Origin of the sequence: Halobacillus salinus, from assembly GCF_004684905.1 — a bacterium.
Taxonomy (GTDB): domain Bacteria; phylum Bacillota; class Bacilli; order Bacillales; family Halobacillaceae; genus Halobacillus; species Halobacillus salinus.
Genome location: NZ_SRJC01000001.1, coordinates 768,185 through 788,497, shown reverse-complemented (window position 1 = coordinate 788,497; position 20,313 = coordinate 768,185). Strand labels below are relative to the sequence as shown.

24 protein-coding genes and 1 other annotated feature are annotated in these 20,313 nt (G+C 43.1%); of the genes, 4 read left to right on the top strand and 20 right to left on the bottom strand.

Annotated elements, in window-relative coordinates; genetic code table 11:
• Positions 1-4 precede the first annotated feature (4 nt).
• The 4 genes from E4663_RS04275 (at position 5) to sigK (ending at position 2,335) form a co-directional block, all read left to right on the top strand.
• Entirely contained in the window at positions 5-481 is a 477-nt protein-coding gene (locus E4663_RS04275) for a Na+/H+ antiporter subunit E (RefSeq protein ID WP_135326777.1), read from the top strand.
• Positions 481-792 carry a Na(+)/H(+) antiporter subunit F1 gene (locus tag E4663_RS04270; RefSeq protein WP_079479586.1) on the top strand — a complete coding sequence of 104 codons (312 nt, stop codon included), beginning with the start codon at positions 481-483 and terminating at the stop codon, positions 790-792. The genes E4663_RS04275 and E4663_RS04270 overlap by 1 nt, the downstream gene beginning before the upstream one ends.
• On the top strand, positions 773-1,159 hold the full coding sequence (gene mnhG, locus E4663_RS04265; protein WP_079479585.1) for a monovalent cation/H(+) antiporter subunit G: 387 nt from the start codon (positions 773-775) through the stop codon (positions 1,157-1,159). The genes E4663_RS04270 and mnhG overlap by 20 nt, the downstream gene beginning before the upstream one ends.
• A gap of 459 nt (positions 1,160-1,618) precedes the next feature.
• The gene (sigK, locus tag E4663_RS04260) at positions 1,619-2,335 is read left to right on the top strand and encodes an RNA polymerase sporulation sigma factor SigK (RefSeq protein ID WP_079479584.1); all 717 of its coding nucleotides are present in this window, start codon (positions 1,619-1,621) and stop codon (positions 2,333-2,335) included.
• A 36-nt stretch (positions 2,336-2,371) separates the two neighbouring features.
• On the opposite strand, the gene E4663_RS04255 is transcribed toward sigK, so the two are convergent.
• The 20 genes from E4663_RS04255 to E4663_RS04165 form a co-directional block, all read right to left on the bottom strand.
• Positions 2,372-2,602: a YrhC family protein gene (locus E4663_RS04255; protein WP_135326776.1), complete on the bottom strand. Its 231-nt coding sequence runs from the start codon at positions 2,600-2,602 to the stop codon at positions 2,372-2,374.
• Positions 2,603-2,669: 67 nt separating this feature from the next.
• A complete protein-coding gene (gene mtnN / locus E4663_RS04250) occupies positions 2,670-3,362 on the bottom strand; it encodes a 5'-methylthioadenosine/S-adenosylhomocysteine nucleosidase (RefSeq protein WP_135326775.1) in 693 nt (230 codons plus the stop codon).
• Between the two features lie 30 nt (positions 3,363-3,392).
• Positions 3,393-4,076 carry a YrrS family protein gene (locus E4663_RS04245; protein WP_158290417.1) on the bottom strand — a complete coding sequence of 228 codons (684 nt, stop codon included), beginning with the start codon at positions 4,074-4,076 and terminating at the stop codon, positions 3,393-3,395.
• A 169-nt stretch (positions 4,077-4,245) separates the two neighbouring features.
• Complete coding sequence (gene greA, locus E4663_RS04240; protein WP_079479580.1) at positions 4,246-4,722, bottom strand: transcription elongation factor GreA; 477 nt, start codon at positions 4,720-4,722, stop codon at positions 4,246-4,248.
• 164 nt (positions 4,723-4,886) lie between these two features.
• Positions 4,887-5,531 carry a uridine kinase gene (gene udk, locus E4663_RS04235; RefSeq protein ID WP_135327562.1) on the bottom strand — a complete coding sequence of 215 codons (645 nt, stop codon included), beginning with the start codon at positions 5,529-5,531 and terminating at the stop codon, positions 4,887-4,889.
• 35 nt (positions 5,532-5,566) lie between these two features.
• Entirely contained in the window at positions 5,567-6,223 is a 657-nt protein-coding gene (locus tag E4663_RS04230; RefSeq protein ID WP_241657102.1) for an O-methyltransferase, read from the bottom strand.
• Between the two features lie 63 nt (positions 6,224-6,286).
• Complete coding sequence (gene mltG / locus E4663_RS04225) at positions 6,287-7,411, bottom strand: endolytic transglycosylase MltG (RefSeq protein WP_193554835.1); 1,125 nt, start codon at positions 7,409-7,411, stop codon at positions 6,287-6,289.
• Between the two features lie 216 nt (positions 7,412-7,627).
• Entirely contained in the window at positions 7,628-7,912 is a 285-nt protein-coding gene (locus E4663_RS04220; protein ID WP_079479576.1) for a DUF1292 domain-containing protein, read from the bottom strand.
• 21 nt (positions 7,913-7,933) lie between these two features.
• Positions 7,934-8,350, bottom strand: coding sequence for a Holliday junction resolvase RuvX (gene ruvX / locus E4663_RS04215; RefSeq protein WP_079479575.1), 417 nt, complete (start codon positions 8,348-8,350; stop codon positions 7,934-7,936).
• Positions 8,347-8,619, bottom strand: coding sequence for an IreB family regulatory phosphoprotein (locus E4663_RS04210; protein ID WP_079479574.1), 273 nt, complete (start codon positions 8,617-8,619; stop codon positions 8,347-8,349). Before E4663_RS04210 ends, ruvX begins: the two co-directional genes overlap by 4 nt.
• Positions 8,620-8,682: 63 nt before the next feature.
• Entirely contained in the window at positions 8,683-11,319 is a 2,637-nt protein-coding gene (gene alaS / locus E4663_RS04205) for an alanine--tRNA ligase (RefSeq protein ID WP_135326771.1), read from the bottom strand.
• Positions 11,320-11,421: 102 nt separating this feature from the next.
• Positions 11,422-11,628, bottom strand: a binding site (T-box leader).
• 44 nt (positions 11,629-11,672) lie between these two features.
• The gene (locus E4663_RS04200) at positions 11,673-12,740 is read right to left on the bottom strand and encodes an AI-2E family transporter (protein WP_079479572.1); all 1,068 of its coding nucleotides are present in this window, start codon (positions 12,738-12,740) and stop codon (positions 11,673-11,675) included.
• Positions 12,741-12,746: 6 nt separating this feature from the next.
• Positions 12,747-12,920: a hypothetical protein gene (locus E4663_RS19940; RefSeq protein ID WP_168927328.1), complete on the bottom strand. Its 174-nt coding sequence runs from the start codon at positions 12,918-12,920 to the stop codon at positions 12,747-12,749.
• 57 nt (positions 12,921-12,977) lie between these two features.
• The gene (locus E4663_RS04195) at positions 12,978-13,787 is read right to left on the bottom strand and encodes a TIM barrel protein (RefSeq protein WP_241657101.1); all 810 of its coding nucleotides are present in this window, start codon (positions 13,785-13,787) and stop codon (positions 12,978-12,980) included.
• 14 nt (positions 13,788-13,801) lie between these two features.
• Positions 13,802-16,126, bottom strand: coding sequence for an SF1B family DNA helicase RecD2 (gene recD2, locus E4663_RS04190; protein ID WP_135326770.1), 2,325 nt, complete (start codon positions 16,124-16,126; stop codon positions 13,802-13,804).
• A 22-nt stretch (positions 16,127-16,148) separates the two neighbouring features.
• Complete coding sequence (locus E4663_RS04185; RefSeq protein ID WP_135326769.1) at positions 16,149-16,808, bottom strand: tetratricopeptide repeat protein; 660 nt, start codon at positions 16,806-16,808, stop codon at positions 16,149-16,151.
• A 66-nt stretch (positions 16,809-16,874) separates the two neighbouring features.
• Complete coding sequence (mnmA, locus tag E4663_RS04180; protein ID WP_079479570.1) at positions 16,875-17,987, bottom strand: tRNA 2-thiouridine(34) synthase MnmA; 1,113 nt, start codon at positions 17,985-17,987, stop codon at positions 16,875-16,877.
• A gap of 13 nt (positions 17,988-18,000) precedes the next feature.
• Entirely contained in the window at positions 18,001-19,143 is a 1,143-nt protein-coding gene (locus E4663_RS04175; RefSeq protein ID WP_135326768.1) for a cysteine desulfurase family protein, read from the bottom strand.
• 18 nt (positions 19,144-19,161) lie between these two features.
• Positions 19,162-19,581, bottom strand: coding sequence for a cysteine metabolism transcriptional regulator CymR (gene cymR, locus E4663_RS04170; protein WP_027955302.1), 420 nt, complete (start codon positions 19,579-19,581; stop codon positions 19,162-19,164).
• Positions 19,535-20,215, bottom strand: a complete 681-nt coding sequence (locus tag E4663_RS04165; protein ID WP_079480874.1) for a YczE/YyaS/YitT family protein — start codon at positions 20,213-20,215, stop codon at positions 19,535-19,537. Before E4663_RS04165 ends, cymR begins: the two co-directional genes overlap by 47 nt.
• Positions 20,216-20,313: the final 98 nt, after the last annotated feature.

The following is a 20,313-nucleotide window of genomic DNA, read 5'->3' as shown; positions in this document are numbered from 1 at the left end:
GCAGATGCCATTACAAATTGTTATCAATATCATTATTGCCATCATGTGGATGTTCCTGAGTGAGAGCTACGAGTTCTCCACCTTCTTTGTAGGTTACTTGCTTGGAATTGGGCTATTGTTTATTCTACAACGTTTCATTCCAGATTCTTTCTACATGAAAAGAGTATGGAAGTTCATCAAACTTATCCTGTTATTTGTGCGGGAACTAGTCCTCTCGAACATCGACATTGTAAAACTGGTTTATAAACCAAAACTAGATATTCAACCCGGCATCTTCACCCTGCCGATCGATCTTCGGAGTAACTTCGAAATCACGTTACTCGCGAACCTTATTACACTAACGCCTGGAACGCTATCGATTGCAGTAAGTGATGATCATACGAAGATCTACATTCATGCTATGGATATACCAGACGTAGAACAATCCATTGCAGACATTAAAGACACATTTGAGAAAGCGATTATGGAGGTGACGCGATAATGGAACATATGCTTGATGTCACTCAGTCGCTCATCGAATATACAACCTTGATCTGTATCACCGGGGTTTCGATCTCTTTGATCATTCTCCTTTACCGTGCCATTAAAGGGCCAAGTAACCCTGACAGAGCCGTTGCTCTAGATATCATCGGTATCAACTTAATGGCTTTAGCGGGATTAATCGCCATCCTGCTTGTCACAACCAAATTTAATGATGTAATCCTACTCATAGGAATTTTACTATTTATCGGAACGGTAGCGTTGGCGAAATTCTTAGAAAAGGGTGTTATCATTGAGCGGGACATGGATTAATTTCGTAATTGATATTACCATCTGTCTTTCACTTCTGATCGGTACTTTTTTCATCGTGTCTGGTTCACTAGGCATATTACGATTTCCTGATGTCTATACGCGTCTTCACGCTGCCACAAAAGCTTCAACACTGGGTGTTGCGGGCGTCATGATTGGTGCTTTCTTGTTTCTATTCATTGAGCACGACATCATAAGTGGAAAATTACTGCTCAGTATCTTCTTTGTTCTGTTGACTGCTCCTGTATCTGGACATATGATTTCTCGGGCAGCTCACAGAAGTGGCGTTCCATTATGGGACCAAAGCATTAAAGACGATTATGAAGAAGTTTTGAAAGAAGAACAAAAACAAAATGAAAGTCATACTTAAAAGCATCCCCTCTTCAGGGGATGCTTTTTTCAGTCTGTAAATAATGTATATGTACCGGTTCTGTTTCTCAAAATGTGCACCAGTTGGAAAATAAGTCGCATTCTATTGCGGATGCCGAGCCTGTTCGAGCTAACGTCTTGAGAGATCTCCCTATTTTCCAATCCACTATATGAAGGTTTGTGAGAAAAGATCCTTACTTCAGACGGTCCTCCCTTCTCTTTTCACAAAAACCTAAAAAGTGAGTCGAAGAAGTTCATGCTTCTTATGGAAAAGGTGTTGAAGTCACCTATACGAGCAGTCCTTCTTCAGTGAATGTTGCTATTCTTATAAGTAAAGAAAGCGGATTCTTGGACTTCAAATTCGTACAAGCTTATTTCTAGATGGTCAAGCACAGCGCCCGTTCTCTGCACATATGTATGTGATAGGCTATTGCCTAATCTATGAGGAGGTGCGCTTCGTATGAGCAGCTTGTTAGCTTCCATTTTATATTTCTTTAAAGAATCCCTGTTCTTCATGTCTTACGTCAAGAACCAGGCGTTCCCAAGCCCCTTGTCACCAGAAGAAGAAGCTAAGCAGTTGAAGTTGATGGCTGAAGGAAGTCAGGAAGCAAGAAATACGTTAATTGAACATAATTTACGTTTGGTTGCTCACATAGTTAAGAAGTTCGAAAATACAAAGGAAGACTTCGAGGATCTCATATCGATTGGAACAATTGGACTCATTAAAGGAATCGAAAGCTACTCCACCGGAAAAGGAACAAAGCTTGCAACATATGCAGCGCGTTGTATCGAAAATGAAATTTTGATGCATTTACGATCTACGAAGAAAACCAACAAAGACGTCTCGCTCCAAGACCCTATCGGTCATGATAAAGAAGGTAATGAGTTAAACTTGTTGGATATTCTACAAGCTGACGTCCAAGATATCGTAGAAGAAATTCAGCTTCATATGGAATTAGAAAAGATCAAAGACTTCATTACCGTGTTAGATGAAAGAGAGAAAGAAGTCATTATCTTCCGTTATGGCCTGAATCAAACGGAGGAAAAAACTCAGCGTGAAATTGCAAAAGAACTCGGCATCAGTAGAAGTTATGTATCTAGAATTGAGAAGAGAGCACTGATGAAAATTTTTCATGAATTTTATAAACAAAGTAAGCAAGGTCAAAATGGATCATAAAAAGCCACCCCATGAAATGGAGTGGCCAGCTTCTCGTCACTTATTTCCCATAAGCTTGCGTTGCCATCGTTTTGTCTTAGCTATCATCACAATGGCTGAGGGAAGTGTTAGTGAGAGTATTGCATATAGGTAGTAATGAAAATTTGTTTGATATTCGTAAATACTGATCAATGTACCGATATATAAATAACTAGATAGAATGAGTAGTGTAACAATGAACCGTTTATAGTCTGAGATTTTCTTCTCCATCCATTCGTTTGACCTCATGGATGCGTCACCTCCTGCTATAACTATCATTCTAACATAATGATTAACGCAGGATGGTGGTAATTTTTTACTTGATATCCTTCACCATTGTCATTATCATCGTTGCGGCATTTTCTGCAGCTTTCGGCAAAAACTGATCAAACGAAACGGATGATTCTTTGCCAGCAATATCCGATAATGCGCGGATGACAACGAATGGCGTTCCGTATTTATGACATACTTGCGCAATTGCGGCGGCTTCCATCTCTGCAGCAATCATCTCAGGGAATTTCCCACGAACAAAATCAACACGTGTCTCATCCTGCATGAAAGAATCTCCTGTAGCGATGATCCCACGGGCTGCTTTCGCATCGGTATTCTCCACCGCTTTCATTGCCTGTTTAATTAAAGTTTCATCCGCTGCATACATGGCAGGCATACCAGGGACTTGTCCGTACTCATATTGGAAGGCGGTAACATCTACGTCATGATGTGTAACAAGTGTCGAAATGACTACATCCCCGACTTCCAAATCCTTCGCAAAGCCACCAGCTGAACCTGTGTTAATTACGGCTTCGATGTCGAATCGTTCATGAAGAATAGTTGTAGACATTGCTGCGTTCACTTTTCCGATTCCTGACTTCAGCAACACGACATCTTTTCCATGCAGCTGGCCTTCGATAAACAGGCTGCCTGCAACCTCTTGCTCTTTCGTATTCTTCATCGTCTGTTTTAAAAGTTCTACTTCTTCATCCATTGCTCCGATAATTCCAATTGTCATGTCCTTCGTCCTTTCTACTTCAACGCGCTATTAATCAGGCAGTTGGTTCAACTCTTCCATTTTCTGAACTTGATAGCCTGTACCATCCAACCATTCTAAATACACTCGATAGATCTCATTCTGATTATCGCGGTTATATACCGTAGCGACGGCTTTATTCGGTGATCCGCCATTACCGATATAATTAGTGATCATATTGGATTCTGTTAAGCCTGTTACTTGTCTGATCGCTTGTAGCATCTCAGCCCAATCCTGGCTCCCTTTATCATAGACTACGCGGTGATCGCCTTCGATCTCCTGCTTCGTCTCAACAGGTTCCCAGTCCTTCTTAATGATCCGCTTGACATTTTCATCGTCACTTTTTTCTTCAACAGTCAACTCTTCTTCAGAAGACTTATCTTCTTTTTTCTCTTCTTGCTCTTCCTCATCTGTTACAGTTTCCTTATCTTCATCACTAGTGGATTCGGTTTCTTCTGTACTTTCCGATGTACCACTAGACTCGTCATCTGACGATGTATTTTCGTCTTCTTTTAGCTTAATTTCTTTTTGAGCGCCAGCCTCTTTCGCTGTTGTATTCTCACCATTTCCTCCGAAGATCAACATGGCAATGACACTGATAACCAAAACACTTGCTACGCTCAAAACCAATGTAATTAACTTTGTACTTTTTCTTTTCTTCTCAAAACGGTTAGACCGTGAGTTTTGATTTTTCATGAAAGGTCTCCTCCTTTGAACTCGATGTTCATTATACCTCATCCAACCTTTAAGACCAATACCTAATTCCGTGTCTAAGACTCATTTCCCAGGCAATAGCTTTCGTTGAATCAATTCCACCTATAATACTAAAAAGAGCCCAGAATAAGCATCTGAGCTCTTCTAAAGACTATTCTACTGTAATGATCTTAACATCAATGTCCCCACCAGGTGTGGTAACAGAGACGCGATCTCCTACGCTATGCCCGATGAGGCTTTGAGCCATTGGAGAATCGTTTGAGATTTTACCTTCGAATGGGTCTGCTTCTGCACTTCCGACGATTGTATATGTCTCTTCATCTCCATCAGGAAGTTCTTGGAACGTAACGGATTTACCCATTGTTACTGTATCCGGATTCTCTCCATCATTTTCAATAATGACAGCGTTACGAATCATATTCTCGACTTGCGTGATGCGTGCTTCTACGAAAGCCTGCTCGTCCTTTGCAGCATCATATTCAGAGTTCTCGGAAAGATCCCCGAAACCTCTAGCAATTTTAATACGCTCTACTACTTCTTTACGTCGCTCTGTTTTTAAGTGGTGAAGTTCTTGTTCTAACTTCTCTTTACCTTCTTCAGTCATGTAATAGCTTTTTTCTTCTGCCATCGTTCTCATACACTCCTTTTGTACATCATCAAGATGTTCCCCAAATATAGGAAATGAGCGGTACGTTTGTACGCTCAATTGTTGTCTATACTTTACCCGGAGACATACCTATTTAGAACTACTATTGTGTACTATGCCAGATTTTTGGTAGTATTTCAACTATTTTATTCGTTTTCCAAATGCCCTTTTTCTTGGAGAACCGTCTGAATTTTCGTTGCCATAAGGTCAATTGCAACGTGGTTTTGACCGCCTTCAGGGATGATAATATCTGAATAGCGTTTGGTCGGCTCTACGAATTGCAAGTGCATTGGGCGTACGACATTAATATATTGTTCGATTACAGAGTCCAATGTACGTCCTCGCTCATTAATATCACGCATCATACGGCGGATGATACGAACGTCAGCATCCGTGTCGACGAACACTTTAATGTCCATTAGGTCGCGTAAACGCTCGTCTTCTAAGACCAAAATCCCTTCGACTATAATGACTTCTTTTGGCTCAACGTGGATGGTTTCATCAGAGCGCGTGTGCATCTTATAATCATAGACAGGTTTTTCGACCGCCTCTTGATCGATGAGCTGCTGCAAATGTTCAATCAGCAAGTCATTATCAAAAGCTAATGGATGGTCATAGTTCGTTTGCAATCTTTCTTCAAAAGGTAGATCGGACTGATCTTTGTAATAGTAATCTTGTTCAATCATCAGGATGGACTTATCGGCGAAGCGCTGAATGATGGAACGGGTTACACTCGTCTTCCCTGATCCTGTTCCGCCAGCAACCCCGATTACTACAGGCTTGTCCTTCATCATGGTGGTTTCTCCTTTCATCCGCTCTATTCTCTTTATTTTTTGGTCGTGATGGCTACTCCATCACCTATAGGTATAATCGTTGTGTGATAATCAGGATGACTTGTCAGCCACTCATTAAAATGCCTGATCTTCTTAGCGATTTTCGCCATCCGCTTCGATGCCTCGGAGTCATCAGCCACGTATCCTTTGAACAACACATTGTCAGAAATGATGATTCCTCGTTCAGACAGTAGCGGCGTATATAAATGAAAGAACTCCTCGTACTTCCCTTTCGCTGCATCGATGAACAGCAGGTCATACGGTGCTTTCTCCGCTACTTTGTCTTTCAGTTCGAGTGCATCTCCAAACAAGACATCGATACGGTCACTTGCTTTAGCTGCCTCGATATTGCGAACAGCTTCTTTATATCTGCCTTCGTCTCTTTCAAGCGTGACAATCTGACTATCAGGTGCTGCTTCGAGCATTCGAAGTGCAGAGTAGCCAATGGCTGCTCCTATCTCTAATACCTTCTCAGGCTTATGAAGACGAATCGTCTGCATGAGAAAGTGTATACCAAGCGGTTCCATAATCGGCACATTCTCTCTTTCCGCATACTCTTCGATATTCTTAATATGATCCGAAGTCTTCGGCAGCAATGATTCTAAATACGCTTCTTGCTCCATCGACGAACATCCCTTCACACGTTTCATTTTTACAACCCTATTATTTTAACACATAAAAAAGAAGGAATGCGAGCATTCCTTCTAAAAAGATTAACTACCTGTAATATGTTCTTTCTTAAGCTTGTTGTGTTCCTTTAATGTCTCAGCGTAATAGATGTTTCCATCCGAATCTGCTAAGAAGTAGAGGAAAGGCACATCAGCTGGGTTTGCGGCGGCTTTCATGGAGTTTGCACCGAAATTGGAAATAGGTCCGACTGGAAGGTCTGGGTATTTGTATGTGTTGTACGGTGAGTCCACTTCCAAGTCTTCATATAAAACGCGGTCTTTATGCTCGCCTAGTGCGTATAAGACCGTAGGGTCGGTCTGCAGTGGCATTTTCTCATCTAGACGATTGAAGAATACCCCCGCTATTTTCTTTCTGTTCTCTTCGGTACGTGCTTCATTCTCTACGAGGGATGCCATGGTAATACCGTCATGGATCGATAGGTTAAGCGCGTCGAGATCATTTTTGTACGGTAGCACAACAGATTCTGTCTTGCGCAGCATCTTCGTCACCACTTGATCGATACTCGGGTCATCCACGTAGAAAGGATACGTAGCCGGGAACAGATACCCTTCCAGTGGATATCGGATACCTTCCTTCATTATCTCATCTGTGAGCAATGCGGAATGCTCAGACATCAATTCTTTTATATATTTCTCATCATTGACCTTATCCATGAACTCTTTCTTAGAGAAATCCAGTTCCTCCGCATAAATCTCTGCCACTTGATCCAAGGACTGACCTTCTGGAACCGTGATATTAAAGACAGGTTCTTTCACCAATCGACCGGTCTTCAACGTCTCGATAATCTCACCTAACTTCATGGACTGAGTGAACTGATAGTCTCCCGCCTGGAAGCCGGTTTCGTTATTGAACTTCGTATAAAACCTGAAGATCAGGTCATTTTTAATGATATCATTCTCTTCTAGTATTGAAGCGATCTGAGAGGTAGAGGAACCAAGTGGGATCTCTACATTCTGCTGACTGTTATCATCGGCATCAACGGGTTCAAGTGCAGATTTGACATAAAGGTAGCCTGAGACGCCACCTACAACAAGTACAACGATAATCGTAGTTAGAATGGTTGCGACAATCTTTCGAACTGTACTCGCCTCTTCCGTTCGTTGTTTTAAGCGATTTTTATATTTATCTTTAAATTTTGAATCAGACAACGGTCTTCCCCCTTCCATCCGGTACATTATACTATAAAGTACCAGAATCTTTCTACAAGTACCCTTAATTTTCTACAAATGTACAAAAAACAACCATACTTTTGTCGATTATTATGATAAAGGTATCCAGAGAATTCATTTTAGAAGGGATTATTAATAGAAAGGATAGCCCAATAAAAAAGGAGAGAAACCGACATCGGCTCCTCTCCATTTCTATTATGCTAAATCTTCGTCTGTCAGTGTGTTCAGCATTTCCTCGACCATTTCCCATTCTTCTTCCGATTCGATCTGGAAAAGTGCCAAGTCGTCTTCTTCGTTGCCTTTCTCTTCATAACGGAAAGCGAATACTTCTACTTCGTCTCCGTCCTTCTGGTCGGCCGGTACGACGGCGATGTAAGACTGCTTCGTCTGTTCAACGTCGAACGTAAATAGGACCTCAAATAAATGCTCTTCTCCGTTTTCATCCGGGATAATGATACGCTCTTCTTTTTCTAATGCCATCGTGTTGTGGCCTCCTTCTTATTATTGTTTTGAATCAAGATAACTTTGTAAAATCATAACCGCTGCCATCTTATCGATGACTTTCTTACGCTTCTTACGACTGACATCGGCATCGATTAAAACTCGTTCTGCTGCCATCGTAGTCAACCGTTCATCCCAGAGATGGGAGGTTATGTTAAAGTTCTTCTCAAGCCAAGAGGCGAACGTTTGGCTCGCCTCTCCCCTTGGTCCGATCGTTCCGTTCATGTTTTTAGGAAAGCCGACAACCGCTTCTGTAATCATATGTTCGTCTATGATCGTCTTAAGCTCTTCTTTCGCTGTGGAATAGTCGTTCTCATCCCACTTGATTGTCGTCAAACCCTGGGCAGTCCAACCAAGGGCGTCTGAAATTGCGACGCCAATGGTCTTTTCACCCACATCTAAGCCTATTTTCTTCATTCCATGCCCTCTTTATTCTTTTCTAGATAAAATTTGACCAACTCTTCGATCAGTTCATCTCGTTCAATCTTGCGAATGAGATTTCTTGCGTCTTGATGTCTCGGGATATAAGCAGGATCACCTGATAACAAATATCCTACGATCTGGTTGATGGGGTTGTACCCTTTTTCTTGAAGGGCCCCGTGTACAGATAGTAATACAGAGCGTACATCCTGATCAAACGGCTCTTCTGAGAAATTGAATCTCATCGTTCTGTCCATCGAACTCATTTCAATCACCTCGCACTTAGTGGTCTTTACTATATTATATACCTGTTAGAGGGTCAGCGAAAACTATGCGTTTTGACTGACGTATTCTTTCGCGTACTCCAGTGCTTCTGGAATCTTAGAAGCATCTTTACCGCCTGCTTGTGCCATGTCGGGACGACCTCCGCCGCCTCCGCCGCACCTGGTAGCTGCTTCTTTGATTAATTGACCGGCATGATAACCTTTTTCGACTAAGTCTTCTGATACTCCTGCAATTAACTGTACTTTATTTCCGTTTGGTGTCGCAAGCAGAATGATTCCAGAACCGACTTTCTGCTTCAAGTCGTCGATCATCGTTCTAAGTGCATTCGCATCCTTGACGTCTACTTGCTTGGCAAGTACTTGTACTCCGTTCACTTCTTCGAACTCATCCAAGATGTTGGAAGCTTCCATGTTCGATAGTTTCTGACTTAAGGAGTCGTTATCACGCTGCAAGTCTTTCATCTCTTTATGAAGCACTTCAATTCGTTCTGGTACCTGCTCTGGCTTCGTCTTCAGAAGTTCCCCTGCCTGTTTCAGTAAGGATTCTTTCTGATTCATATACAAGTAGGCATCCTTAGCGGTAACTGCCTCGATTCGGCGTGTACCAGCTCCGATTCCAGATTCAGATACAATCTTGAACAATCCGATCTCCGCTGTGTTGTGCACGTGACAACCACCACAAAGCTCAAGGCTGTAATCTCCTACTTGTACAACGCGGACCGTATCCCCGTATTTTTCTCCGAACAAAGCCATCGCACCTTTTTCTTTCGCTTCTTCGATGGAGTTGTACTCGATTGATACTGGGATGGACTGCCACACCTTCTCATTCACGATAGATTCGATTTTCTCCATTTCTTCGTTGGAAACAGATCCAAAGTGGGAGAAGTCGAACCTTAGACGATCAGGAGCAACGAAAGAGCCTGCTTGATTCACATGATCACCGAGTACGTCTTTCAGTGCTTGGTGAAGCAAGTGAGTCGCCGTGTGGTTCTTCACAATGAAGGAACGAGACCCTGCGTCAACTTGTGCCTTGACCTGATCCCCTTTTGCAATAGAACCCTCACGTACAACCGCTTCGTGCATGTGCTGGCCATTTGGTGCTTTTTGTACATTCGTCACTTCCAGCTTAGCAGCATCCGCGTGCAAAAATCCTTTGTCCGCAATCTGTCCACCGCTTTCTGCATAGAAAGGTGTTTGATCTAAGAAGAGGTAAACCGTGTCTCCTTCTTCTGCCTGTTCGCTGAAGTCTTTGCCTTTAATAAGTTCGACAATAGTACTTGTCGCCTGGAGGTTATCGTATCCAACGAACTCACTTTCTACGTGAACGTCTCCTAATACACCGTCTTGGATCTGCATGGAATCTGTCTTTTGACGGGCATTACGTGCACGTTCGCGTTGTTTCTCCATTTCTAAACGGAAGCCTTCTTCATCAATGGTAAAGCCGGCATCAGCAATATACTCTTCTGTGAGCTCTTTCGGAAATCCATACGTATCATACAAACGGAAAACTTCTGTTCCTGGGAATACGTTGCTGCCTTTTTCCGTTTCCTGTTTCATAATGGACGAAAGAATAGCTAGACCGTCATTCAACGTTTCGTGGAAACGCTCTTCTTCGGTTTTGATTACGTTTTGGATAAACGCTTCTTTCTCTTTGACTTCCGGATAGAAGTCCACCATGATCTTCGATACTTCTGGAACTAGTTTGTACATAAACGGTTGATCGATTCCGATCTGTTTCGCAAAACGCACCGCACGACGCAACAGGCGGCGAAGCACATAACCGCGGCCTTCGTTAGATGGAAGAGCGCCATCACTGACTGCAAATGTTACCGTACGCATATGGTCGGCAATTACCTTGAAAGCAGAGTCTTCATCGGTGCTGTTTCCATATTTACGCCCGGATATTTGTTCGGCCTTTTCAATGATTGGCATGAACAGATCTGTTTCGAAGTTTGTCTTTGTTCCTTGAATGACACAAACGATTCGTTCAAGTCCCATGCCTGTATCAATGTTTTTCTTCGGAAGTGGTGTGTACGTATCATCCGGGTTATGGTTGAACTGGGAGAATACAAGGTTCCAAATCTCCAAATAACGTTCATTTTCTCCACCAGGGTACAATTCAGGATCTTGTGGGTCATTCCCGAACTCCTCCCCGCGATCATAGAAGATTTCTGTGTTCGGGCCACTTGGACCTTCGCCGATATCCCAGAAGTTCTCTTCGATGCGGATGATTCGCTCTTCATCCAACCCGACTTTATCACGCCAGATTTCATAAGCTTCGTCATCCTGTGGGTGGACAGTTACGGAAAGTTTCTCTGGATCAAAACCGATCCATTTCTCACTAGTGAGAAACTCCCATCCCCATTCAATCGCTTCCTCTTTGAAGTAGTCTCCAATAGAGAAGTTACCAAGCATTTCGAAGAATGTATGGTGTCTTGCTGTGAAGCCTACATTTTCGATATCGTTGGTACGAATCGATTTTTGAGCATTCACGATTCTCGGGTTTTCTGGAGTGACACGACCGTCAAAATATTTTTTAAGAGTGGCAACTCCACTGTTAATCCAAAGAAGGGTTGGATCCTCGTGAGGAACTAACGAAGCACTTGGTTCCACACTGTGTCCTTTCTCTTTGAAAAAGTCTAAAAAGAGTTGACGCACGTCTGCTGATGTTAGTGATTTCAAACTTCTCTACCTCCTTAAATGGTCAAGGACCTTGTCCTATGTAGTAAGATCACTTCTAAAACTGTTCTATACAAACGAAAAAACTCCCGTCCCTGCACAATTGGCAGGGACGGGAGTTTACTCCGCGGTACCACCCTGGTTATAGGCTACTGCCTATCATCTCAGTACGCGTATAACGGGCGTTAACCGGCGGAGATTACCCGCACTCAGGAATAGCTTTCCGTAACCTTACCATAGCACCTTTTACAGCCTGAGAAGGCGCCTCTCTAGGATGGAGTATTACGTACTTATTTCCTTCAACGTATTGATTCGCTCATATAGTGTCGATATGCGCTATTATAGTTAAACGATGTTTATCTGTCAATGTTTATGTGTCCCTCTCTCACTTCTGCTACGATGACTTTTAGACAAGTCAGAACAGGGACCGCCAGAATCAAGCCTGGAATGCCAGCAAGTTCTCCCCCTGCCAAAAGGGCGAAGATGATGAATAAAGGGTGGATATGGACACTTTTCCCCATTATATAAGGCGAAAGTAAATTTCCTTCTGCCACTTGAATGATCAGAATGACCACCAAAGTGAACACCACAACTTTCACAGAAACCGTAAACGCAACAATCAGGGCTGGTACAGCACCGAGCAGCGGACCGAAATATGGGATGATGTTTGTCACCCCTGCTAAAATACCAAGCACGAGTGGATAAGGGAGGTCAATCAGCCAAAACCCAAGCGTCGCTAATAAGCCAACGACTAAACTGATTAAAAGCTGTCCCCGAATATAACCACCCAGTGAGAAATTAAGCTGCTTCGTTAACCGGTGTGCCTCCTGGTGCCAATTGGCAGGGAGCCATTGAAGTAACCAGTGACCAATTTTTTTATGATCTTTTAAAAAATAGAACGTCATAACCGGTATGACGGCTAGTAATATAATCATATCTAGAAGATTACGCATCCCTACTAGTATGGCCATCACTTTCATACTTACCCACTCTTCAAAACTAGAAAGACTCCCATCCACTTTCTCATGTATGCCGTCAGGAAGCCTTTCGGTTTGAGCATAGAAATGCTTTGTCCAGTCCTGATATGTCTCTGTTAATTGTGGTGCTTGTTCACTAAGCAGCTTCAATTGGGTGATTAAGTGTGGATAGCCACGATAGATACCGAAACCTACCAAAGTGAAAAAAGCAGTAAAGATGAGTAGAATCGCCAACGACTTATTGATCCCCGCTTCGTTCATCAAATGAACAAGTGGATGTAACAGTAAGGAAAGCACAAGTGCAATCACAAAGGGCAAGAGGATTCTACCTATCATCACTAATACATGATCATAATAAGGAAACAACCAAGCTAGTAACAGCAAGGATAGTAGGATGATAAAACCGATGATCCATCGTTTGACCCATTTTGAAGTCTGGTCACTCATACTCCTCTACCCTTGCTGATAAAAAATGTCGTTCAAAGAACTCAAACTACCATCTTCTTCGATTTGATGGATATTGACTTTTCCATCTTCCACCCAGAGCTCAAGGCAACAATTCCAGCAGTAAAACTGATAGGTTCCGATTTTACCGAGGTTCTTACTCTCACAATTTGGACAGCGCATAGATCAGTAAACTCCTTTTTACGATCCATTATGGGCGCCACCTTCCATTTTTATACATTATGTAATTAATTGATCCACCCAATCTATTCCTTCTATTATAGATTGGTTAGTAGGATCAGTGTGAGGCGTATGTTCAAAAATGAAGTATTTAGCTTCACCATGAGAAAGCATCTCTATCATCGGTCTCATGTCGTATCCTCCTGACTGATCCGGATGTAACACGCTCCAAAAATATTTGTTTTGCTGATACGTCACGTTATGAAGATGAACGACACGAGTATAAGGCAATAAAGGTTCTATAAAAGTATCCCATTGATCTTTTGCAGCCATTCGGTAATCCCCAATATCTATACATATGGAAAGTCCATACCTCTCCCATATAGCTTTCGGGAACTGGTGCAAGTAATCTATGCCGCATGAAGAACGCCCTTTTCCAAGCTTTGGCTCACAAACAATCGGGATGTTGTATTTCTTCTGCAGCCTGGAGAGAAATACTAATCCTTCTTCAATATGAGGCTCAGTCGGACCATTCACTTGCTCCTTGAAGTATGGGAAGTGGACAAGAACATATTCGGCCCCGACAGATGCCAAATATGCCACTTCCTTTTCAAATTGGTCTCGGGCTGTCTCAACCGGCATACTGACTGGCTCGATCAGATCATATTTGCTCCTTCCCCTAATTAGCGGCGAATGAACACCGAATGTCACATTCTTGCTTCTAGCAATGTTCAAAAAATCCAAAAACGCCTGCTCATCTGGAAACTCCCCTATCTCAACATGGGAACACCCAAACCGAAACAGATGTTCAAAGTGTTCAGGGTTTGACAGGATTGTACTTCCTGATAGGCCAATTCGGTGATTATCCACTTGTCTCCACTCCTCTACATAAAGTCGTACGGAGATAGTTCTTCCTCTTCTTCCTCAACAGGAGCTGGCGGTGCATCTTCTTGAAGCTTCTCTTTCAAATAAGTGTATCTAGTATTCTGATCGGTTGTCTGGACCCCATCAAGGAACGCATTCTGATCTCCACAGATAATTAAAGACTGTTTCGATCTAGTTATCGCCGTATAAAGCAAATTCTTTCGCAACATCCGTTTGTAACTTCTCACAACAGGCAGGATTACAATGGAAAACTCACTTCCCTGCGACTTATGAATGGAAGTGCAGTAAGCGTGCATTAAACTGTTCAGGTCTTTCTTAGGATAAACGACTTCTTTTCCATCATAATCGACCACGACCTGCTCCACGCCGTCGACATTCTCTTCTGCCCGAAAAATCGCGACGATTTCTCCGATATCACCGTTATACACTCCGTCTTCTGGTTGGTTAACCAGTTGAATGACTTTATCGCCTTTTCGGTAAGTGACATCGTGGAAAGTAAGGTCACGCTTTTGTTTACTCTTTGGATTGACGATTTTCTGAATCTCTTCATTCAAGCGGTGTATACCTACATCCGTCCTATACATAGGCGCTAGCACTTGAAGTTCTTTCAGCTCAATCCCTTTATCCACTGCTTTTTTGAAAATGTTTGTTACAAGATCCGTCAGCTGGTGTTCCTTAGCAGGTAGAAAGTTGAAGTCATGTTCCTTCGTGAGTGACTGTGTGGTACATTGGTCATTCTTAATCTCGTGAGCAAGCTGGATAATCTTTGACCCTTCTTTTTGACGGTACACTTCTGTCAGTTGTACAGAGGGTAGTTGCTTGGAAGCTAGCAGGTCAGCAAGTACTTGCCCAGGTCCTACGGATGGCAGTTGATCTTCATCTCCGACAAGCAGCACCTGCATGTCCGAGGGAATTGCTCGAAACAGTTGATTTGCAAGCCATATATCAACCATTGAGAATTCGTCGACAATGAGGAACTTCCCTTCGATTGGATTGTTCTGATTCTTCTCAAACTGTTCCTGTCCGTCCCACCCAAGTAAGCGGTGGATGGTACTTGCAGGGAGACCAGTCGACTCATTCATCCGCTTCGCTGCGCGTCCAGTCGGTGCTGCTAGAACAAAAGGAAACGGCTCATCTGAATCATAGGATTCATAGTCGAGCGACAAGTCGTTCAAAGCACCATACGAATGGATGATGCCTTTGATGACCGTTGTTTTTCCTGTGCCCGGCCCCCCTGTTAATATCATCAACTTCGAAGAGAGAGCTTTCTCGATTGCCTGAAACTGATCCTCACCATAGCTCATAGACTCCTCTTCCTCTATTTCGCCAATAATTTTCAGCAAGTCAGCTTGGGTATATTCGTCTTCTATTTCTTCATCCAATAAGCGGCCGATATGGCTTCTAAACCCGTTTTCAGCAAAATATAGCGATGGTAAATATACCCGATCCTCTTCAATGAAGACATAACGTTCATCAGCTAGATGGATTAGCTGTTCTGATAGAGTATCGAAACTAATTTCAGGATCAAGACCAGCGTTCAGTAGCTGCTCCACCTGTACGAGGCAAGTTTTGGTAGGTAGATAGACGTGGCCATCTGACATGTTTTTTTGCAAAATATATAAACAAGCGGCACGAATCCTCGTCGGGTGGTCATGCGCAAGCTCTTGAGCCCGAGCCATTTCATCCGCTCGGTGGAAGCCGAAACCCTCCACTTTAAAGACAAGTTGATAAGGGTCTTCTTCGATAATGGCGAGTGTTTGATCTTTGAAAACTTCGTAGATCTTCTGTGAGAGCTTCAAACCGAATCCATACTGTGACAAGTGAATCATAACGTGCTCGAAACCTTGATGTTCTTTCAGAGCATTATAGAGGTTCTCTGCTTTTTCTTTGGCTAGTTTCGGAACATCATCCAGTACGTCGCGGTCTTCTAATATTTTGGATACAGCCTGCTCCCCCAAATGGTCAATGATCCGCTCTGCTGTCTTTTTACCTATCCCATGAAACAAGTCGCTTGATAAGTAATGAACAAGCCCTTCTTTTGTCTCTGGTAAGACTCGGTTGTACAATTCGACCACATATTGCTCACCGAATTTCTTGTGCTTTTGAAACTGCCCATGAAAAATGTAGGTCTCCCCTTCTTCTAATGGAGAAAAATGACCTTTGATCACTAATGTCTTCTCATGAAAGTCCTCATTTGTTTCTTTGACGCGTATCGAGGCAATCGAAAAGTGCTCGGATTCATTATGGAAGATCATCCGGCTCAACTCACCTTTGACGTATGGGCGTTCTTCATTCGTTTCCTCAAAAAGCGTTTGTTGTTTCATGTTCATCTTTTCCCTTCAGAATCTACTCGTTCAAGGCTTGTTCTACTTGAGCTTTTGCATGAGAAGCAAGCATGTGCTCGGAGTTGATTTCCAAAGCACGATCGAAGTGCTCAAGTGCTTTATGCGCATCTTCCTTATGAAGAGCTACCACGCCTAGATTATAATGGGCGTCACTGTGTTCTTCTTCCAATTGTAGCACATGATTCATCGTTTTTTCCGCCTCGTCGATTTGCCCATTCTGAGCAAGACAAAGACCATATTGGAACTGAATATCAACGTCGTCCTCAGCCAATTCAGCAGCACGCAGCAAGTATGGTAAAGCTAACTTCGGATATTCTTGATGAACGTATGTCATTCCAAGCATGAAGTGTACATCCGCTTCATCCAATCCATGGTGCACAGCCAAAATGAACTGTTCTTGAGCCTTTGTATATTTCTCTTGTTCATAGTACACGTTCCCTAGTCCGTAATAGGCCGTTGCCGCTTCTTCATCCAATTCAATCGCTCGATTGAAGAAGCGCTGGGCACGTTCGAAATCATTCATGTGGAGCAAGAGATTGCCGAAGTTTATGTACCCGACAGGCTCATTAGGGTTCTCATCAATCGCTTCGGTAAACCACTTCGCTGCCTCTTCGTAATTATGATTCTGCATTTCTTCGATCCCTTTTTGTAACTTATCCATGTAAATCCCTCCGATTTATGTTAATGATGAAAAAGGTCATGTCCGACTCGGGACATGACCTTTTCCTTAACCGACATACGTTACGGCTTCTTCTTCTTTCAACACCGTATCGATTGTCGCACCTCCAAGGCAAACTTGGTCATCATAGAAGACTACCGCTTGTCCAGGTGTAATTGCTCGCTCAGGCTCGTCGAAAGTCACTTTGAAACGGCCGTCTGCAAGTGGTTCCACTGTAACGCCACTATCCTGTTGACGGTAACGGAACTTAGCCGTTGCATGGAACGGTTCTGATGGTGCATTGCCTTTCGTCCAGTTAGCTTCTGAAGCGATCAACCCATCAGAATATAGGGCGTCATGATGGAACCCTTGGCCGACATAAAGAATGTTATCTTCCACATTTTTGCCGACTACAAACCAAGGATCTCCTGCACCGCCAATGCCAAGACCTTGACGTTGACCTAGCGTATAATACATCAAACCGTCATGTTTCCCTTTCACTTCGCCATCTAATGTTTCCATATTCCCCGGTTGGGCAGGAAGATATTCACTTAAGAATTCTTTGAAGTTACGCTCCCCAATAAAGCAGATCCCGGTAGAATCTTTCTTCTTGGCTGTTGCCAGATCGTTCTCTTCAGCGATTTGGCGTACTTCTTTTTTCTCAAGATGACCAAGTGGAAACATCACTTTAGCAAGTACGTCTTGGGAGAGCTGATTCAAAAAGTAAGTTTGATCTTTGTTGTTATCGACTCCGCGGAGCATTTCGTGTACACCGTCATTCTCACGAACTTGTGCGTAATGCCCTGTTGCTAGATAATCAGCGCCTAGACTCATTGCATGATCAAGAAATGCTTTGAACTTGATTTCTTTGTTACACATAACGTCAGGGTTCGGTGTGCGCCCTTTCTTGTATTCCTCTAAGAAGTACGTAAACACTTTATCCCAATATTGCTTTTCAAAATTCACGGCGTAATACGGGATATCAAGCTGGTTACATACACGGATGACATCTTCATAATCTTCCGTTGCCGTACAAACACCGTTCTCATCGGTGTCATCCCAGTTTTTCATAAAAATACCGACCACGTCGTACCCTTGCTGTTTTAGTAGAAGGGCAGCGACGGAGGAATCGACGCCACCACTCATCCCTACTACTACGCGTGTGTCTTTTGGTTCTTTCATTTCTTTCACCTTCCTATTCGCTCAGTCTATCAACAATTTGACTGACTTTTCGTGCTGCTTGTTCAACGTTCTCTTCATTGTTCGCCAATCCAAAACTGAAGCGGATAGAGTTCGTTGTCCGCTCGTCTTCTGATCCGTACATTGCAGATAAGACGTGGGAGGGCTCTACTGACCCCGCCGTACAGGCACTTCCACTCGACGCAGCCACGCCAGATAAATCAAAGTTCGTAAGCATCGTTTCGACATTCGTACCTGGAAAACTAATGTTTACAATCGACTCCATCATCTTATCTTCCGCACCATTCACCGTAAATTGAACCTCTTCTTCCTTAAGTGTGTCTAGGAAAAGTTGTTTATAACGATGATAACTTGCTTTATATTCGTTCCGATTGTCTCGGAGAATCTTGATTGCTTCCTCAAAACCTTTGATCGCCGGGACGTTCTCTGTACCTGCACGCCTCTTGCGCTCTTGCTCTCCTCCATGCTGAAGCGAAGTCAGTTTAGTCCCTTCCCGTACGTATAAAAAGCCGACACCTTTTGGTCCATTTATCTTGTGACCAGAAACAGCTAATAAATCAATTGGAAGTTTCTGCACGTCCACTTCCATTAGTCCATAGGCTTGGACAATATCTGAGTGGAAAGAGGCTTGATGATCTTTCAAGATAGCAGCAATCTCTGCAATAGGTTGAATAATCCCCGTCTCATTATTGACCATCATGATCGAAACAAGAATCGTATCTTCACGAAGTGCCGCTTCAACATCTGACACTTTTACAGCGCCCGTTTCATCTACAGGAAGATACGTTATTTCAAATCCTTCAGCTTCCAAAGATTCGACTGCATGTAATGTAGCATGATGTTCAATCTGAGTGGTAATAATATGCTTACCTTTTCCTTGATTGGCCATAGCTGAACCGATTATTGCAAGGTTATCCGCTTCCGTTCCGCCACTTGTAAAGACAATCTCTTTCTCGTTCGCTCCGATACTTGCCGCCGTCGTTCTTCTAGCCTCATCCAAAATCCTTCTTGCCTTTCGTCCAAATTGATGGACACTTGACGGATTTCCGTACACTTCCTGGTAAACAGGGAGCATCGCCTCTATTACTCCGGGGTGTACGGGTGTTGTCGCCGCGTGATCCAAATAGATCGATTCCATGTCTACCCCTTCTTCCTATTAGATATAGAACATATAAGCATCTTGCGTTTGGTCGTCTACATGATCTTTCAAGTCTTCGAGTGTAGTTGTATCAAGTACATCTTTGACTGCATCACGTACCCGTTTCCATAAAGCTTGTTTTGCTGGTTCTTCATTCTCGATTCCTTCAACAGGTGTAATCGGACCCTCCAACACTCGGATCACATCTCCTGCAGTAATTTCGTGTGGGGCTTTGGTAAGCATATATCCCCCGTATGCGCCACGTACGCTCTTCACAAGTGATGCGTTTCTAAGTGGAGCAATCAGCTGCTCGAGATAGTGTTCCGATAAATCATTATCACGAGCGATTTGTTTTAGCGAAATTGGCCCGTCGCCAAACTTTCTTGCCAGTTCAATCATAATGGTTAGACCGTAACGGCCTTTGGTAGATATCTTCATATAATTCACCTTTCGTTTGTAAGAACTCAAGCCACTTCTTCGCATATGGGAGTGTGAACCCCACGAACGTTCCTAAGAACAAAGCGATAAACACGGTGCCAAGTCCAACAGGACCGCCGAGTAAAAAGCCGAAGACAGCAACTGTTATCTCAATACCATTTCGTACTGTGGATACTTTCCAGCCTGTCGCTTTCGTGATCAAGAGCATCAAACCATCTCTTGGTCCTGCTCCAAGGCCAGGCGCTACATAGATACCGATGCCCACAGCGAGTACAAGCGTCCCAAGACCAAATACGAGAAGCTTGGTCACAAGCATTTCAGGCTCAGGTAACAACCAATTGAAAAAGTCAATAAAAATACCAATTAACACCATATTCAGTACAGTTCCCACTTGGGGAATCTGTTTCTCAAAAATAGAATGAAGTAAAACAATCACTAGTCCAGCAATGATGGACCAAGTGCCTACCGTTAAACCGAATTGCACGAAGAGTCCATAATGAAAGACATCCCATGGCCCGATGCCGAAATCCTTTACCTGCATCGTCATAGCAATGCCTAGCCCGAGGATCATCAATCCGATTGAAAAGAAGCTCCAATTGAGCACACTTTTCCAAAGGTTTTTTCGGTTTTCCATCACCTAAAAACCCTCCCCTCTTTATTATACCAAACGCTATTATAGCATGAATGGCAACCCTCTTGCATTTTAATAGAAATCAGACTAGTGTTTAAACA

Coding starts and splice junctions, on each gene's coding strand:
- E4663_RS04275 (WP_135326777.1), top strand. CDS start 5: ATGCCATTACAAATTGTTATCAATATCATTATTGCCATCATGTGGATG.
- E4663_RS04270 (WP_079479586.1), top strand. CDS start 481: ATGGAACATATGCTTGATGTCACTCAGTCGCTCATCGAATATACAACC.
- sigK (WP_079479584.1), top strand. CDS start 1,619: ATGAGCAGCTTGTTAGCTTCCATTTTATATTTCTTTAAAGAATCCCTG.
- E4663_RS04255 (WP_135326776.1), bottom strand. CDS start 2,602: ATGAGGTCAAACGAATGGATGGAGAAGAAAATCTCAGACTATAAACGG.
- mtnN (WP_135326775.1), bottom strand. CDS start 3,362: ATGACAATTGGAATTATCGGAGCAATGGATGAAGAAGTAGAACTTTTA.
- E4663_RS04245 (WP_158290417.1), bottom strand. CDS start 4,076: ATGAAAAATCAAAACTCACGGTCTAACCGTTTTGAGAAGAAAAGAAAA.
- greA (WP_079479580.1), bottom strand. CDS start 4,722: ATGGCAGAAGAAAAAAGCTATTACATGACTGAAGAAGGTAAAGAGAAG.
- udk (WP_135327562.1), bottom strand. CDS start 5,531: ATGAAGGACAAGCCTGTAGTAATCGGGGTTGCTGGCGGAACAGGATCA.
- E4663_RS04230 (WP_241657102.1), bottom strand. CDS start 6,223: ATGAAACGTGTGAAGGGATGTTCGTCGATGGAGCAAGAAGCGTATTTA.
- E4663_RS04220 (WP_079479576.1), bottom strand. CDS start 7,912: ATGGCATTAGAAAAAGAAGAGCGTATCATTATCCCGGATGAAAACGGA.
- ruvX (WP_079479575.1), bottom strand. CDS start 8,350: ATGAAGAAAATAGGCTTAGATGTGGGTGAAAAGACCATTGGCGTCGCA.
- E4663_RS04210 (WP_079479574.1), bottom strand. CDS start 8,619: ATGAGTTCGATGGACAGAACGATGAGATTCAATTTCTCAGAAGAGCCG.
- E4663_RS04200 (WP_079479572.1), bottom strand. CDS start 12,740: ATGAGTGACCAGACTTCAAAATGGGTCAAACGATGGATCATCGGTTTT.
- E4663_RS19940 (WP_168927328.1), bottom strand. CDS start 12,920: ATGCGCTGTCCAAATTGTGAGAGTAAGAACCTCGGTAAAATCGGAACC.
- recD2 (WP_135326770.1), bottom strand. CDS start 16,126: ATGAAACAACAAACGCTTTTTGAGGAAACGAATGAAGAACGCCCATAC.
- E4663_RS04185 (WP_135326769.1), bottom strand. CDS start 16,808: ATGGATAAGTTACAAAAAGGGATCGAAGAAATGCAGAATCATAATTAC.
- mnmA (WP_079479570.1), bottom strand. CDS start 17,987: ATGAAAGAACCAAAAGACACACGCGTAGTAGTAGGGATGAGTGGTGGC.
- E4663_RS04175 (WP_135326768.1), bottom strand. CDS start 19,143: ATGGAATCGATCTATTTGGATCACGCGGCGACAACACCCGTACACCCC.
- cymR (WP_027955302.1), bottom strand. CDS start 19,581: ATGAAGATATCTACCAAAGGCCGTTACGGTCTAACCATTATGATTGAA.
- E4663_RS04165 (WP_079480874.1), bottom strand. CDS start 20,215: ATGGAAAACCGAAAAAACCTTTGGAAAAGTGTGCTCAATTGGAGCTTC.